General features: G+C 71.2%; 2 protein-coding genes and 3 pseudogenes. 1 reads left to right on the forward strand and 4 read right to left on the reverse strand.

From position 1 onward, the window contains the following. Together ACK5IN_RS02830 and ACK5IN_RS02835 are read right to left on the reverse strand one after the other, a co-directional pair. Positions 1-218 (reverse strand): annotated as a pseudogene (locus tag ACK5IN_RS02830) (DUF2207 domain-containing protein); the annotation flags it as partial. Then, positions 175-606 (reverse strand): hypothetical protein, encoded by a 432-nt coding sequence (locus ACK5IN_RS02835; protein WP_416894710.1) that lies wholly within the window; start codon positions 604-606, stop codon positions 175-177. The pseudogene ACK5IN_RS02830 and the gene ACK5IN_RS02835, both read right to left, overlap by 44 nt. A 38-nt stretch (positions 607-644) precedes the next feature. On the opposite strand from ACK5IN_RS02835, the gene ACK5IN_RS02840 reads away from it, so the two are divergent. Beyond that, entirely contained in the window at positions 645-1,079 is a 435-nt protein-coding gene (locus tag ACK5IN_RS02840; RefSeq protein ID WP_416894711.1) for a MarR family winged helix-turn-helix transcriptional regulator, read from the forward strand. Positions 1,080-1,084: 5 nt separating this feature from the next. Here the strand turns inward: ACK5IN_RS02840 and ACK5IN_RS02845 are convergent. Beyond that, a pseudogene (locus ACK5IN_RS02845) lies at positions 1,085-1,345 on the reverse strand (ABC transporter permease); the annotation flags it as partial. Positions 1,346-1,482: 137 nt separating this feature from the next. After that, a pseudogene (locus ACK5IN_RS02850) lies at positions 1,483-1,713 on the reverse strand (hypothetical protein); the annotation flags it as partial. Between the last annotated feature and the right edge of the window lie 360 nt (positions 1,714-2,073).

A 2,073-nucleotide genomic window follows, 5' to 3' on the forward strand; every position in this document is an offset into this window, starting at 1 on the left:
CCATCCGCATCTGCGCTCACCGAAATCTCGCACCGGTCGGCTGCACCCTGCGCGCCGCGGTAGCAGGCCTGCGAGCCAGTGAGCGCCGCGGCCAGCTCGGCGTCGACGTGCACGGTCGTGCGCACGCTGCCGAACGGCTGCTGCCAACCGGTGCCGTTGACATCCCCGTAGAACTCATCGGCGTCGGTGTCGCCGAACGTCCACGTGACGTTCCGCATCGTGTACGTGAAGACAGAGGTCGGCCGCGCCGTGCACGTACCCCGGCGCGGCCGACGTGATGAAGAAGGACCCATCGTCGCTGTCGGTCGCGGCCGGGCGCGGCTGCGCCGTCTCGTCGGTGACCGAGATGAGCTCGGGGAACAGCGGCTGCCCGTTGTACGTCTCGGGCAGCGGCCGGCGCATGCCCCGGTTCTGGTCGTGGTCGGGGAACTCGGCCACGAACGTCTCGACGACCCGCAGGGCGCGCGTGCCGTCGGCCGCGCGGCCCAGCGTGTCGTCGACGTCGAGGCTGCGGAAGGTGACGTCGTTCACGTCGGCGAGGGCAGCCGTCGGCGCCACCGCCACGCCGCCGGCAAGGATCACCAGCAGAGCGAGAGCGCGCAGCATCCATCTCACATCGCACAGCCCGGCTATCGTTGTGATCCATGACCGACCGCCGCCTCGCCGTCGCCGCCTGGGAGAGCCTGTTCCGCGCGCAGCACGAGGTGTTCGCCCAGACCAGCGGCGACTTCGATGGCAACCGGCTGACCCAGGACGAGTACGACGTGCTGCTCACCGTCACACGCGCGCCCGATATGACGGCCCGGCTGCGCGAGATCACGCGCCTCGCCCTGGTCAGCCAGCCGTCGGTGTCGCGGCTCGTGGACCGCATGGTCGCCCGCGGGCTCGTCACCAAGTGCGGTGACCCGGCCGACGGCCGCGGATCGCTGGTGACGGCCACCGACGCGGGAGCCCGCGCGTTCCGCGAGCTCGCGACCCGGCACGCCCGGACGGTGGCGGAGCGGATGTCGGTGCTCACCGACGACGAGCTGGCACAGCTGCATGACCTCACCGCGAAGCTGCGTGGCGTGGACGACTGACAAGGCTACGGCGTGCGCCGGCGCAGCGTGAGCCATGCCAGCACGACCGCGCCGCCGGCGAATGCGGCGACGATCAGCAGCGGGCGCACGACCTCCCACCCCTCGTCGCCGACCGTCACGGCGTTGACCGCATCGACCGCGTAGCTCAGCGGCAGCCAGTCGCTGATCGCGTACAGCACCTCGGGCATGTGATCGCGGGGCATGGGGATGCCGCCCACGAGGATCTGCGGGAACACCAGCAGCGGCATGAACTGCGTCGACTGGAACTCTGTGCGCGAAGGCGACGGTGATCAGCGCCCGCACGATCGCGGCCGACGCGAACGCCAGCGCGTACCGGCCATGAAGTCGCCTTCACCGAGCGGCGTCGCACGACGTGGCGCACGATGATGAGGTCGGCCATCTGGCTGCCGGCAAGCACGGCCCGCAGGCTCGTGTCGGGCACGTCGAGCTCGGTGGCGATGCGGTCGATCAGCTCACGCTGCAGGGACCTCGTCACGATCGGGGTGGCGAGCCGGTTGCTGAGACTCGCGCGCAGCTCTGCCCGACGTGGTGCACGTCGCCGTGGTCGCGCCCGGCGGGTGGTGCGTGGCGCCGGTGTCCGCGGGCACCAACTCGCCCCGGACGGTGTGACGATGCGGAGCCATCATGGCCTGATCGTGGCAAGTCCGGCCTCGACGTGGGTGCAGCTCGCGGCATCCCTCTCCCTTCGCGATCTCGTCGCCGCCGGGGACGCGCTCATCACCGTCCCGCGCGACGAACGCGGACGCAAGCTCCCCGCCGAGGCTGCTATCGCGACAGGGGGCGAGCTCGGCGCCGCGGTCGCCACGCTTCGGCGGCGGGGTGCGCGCAGGCTGCGCCGTGCCCTCGAACTGGTGCGCGTAGGGTCGTCGACATCGGCGAAAGCGACGGGCGAAAGCTCGGGCACAGCGAGCTGGTGTACCCCGAGTACCGGACCGTGGTCGAGTACGAGGGCGACCATGCGTCCATGCCCACG

The sequence above is a fragment of the Microbacterium sp. genome, from assembly GCF_047971895.1.
In the GTDB taxonomy this organism is placed as follows: domain Bacteria; phylum Actinomycetota; class Actinomycetes; order Actinomycetales; family Microbacteriaceae; genus Microbacterium.

What these genes read in the sequence shown, in the direction of transcription:
- ACK5IN_RS02835 (WP_416894710.1), bottom strand. Translation starts at nt 606, where the DNA reads ATGCTGCGCGCTCTCGCTCTGCTGGTGATCCTTGCCGGCGGCGTGGCG.
- ACK5IN_RS02840 (WP_416894711.1), top strand. Translation starts at nt 645, where the DNA reads ATGACCGACCGCCGCCTCGCCGTCGCCGCCTGGGAGAGCCTGTTCCGC.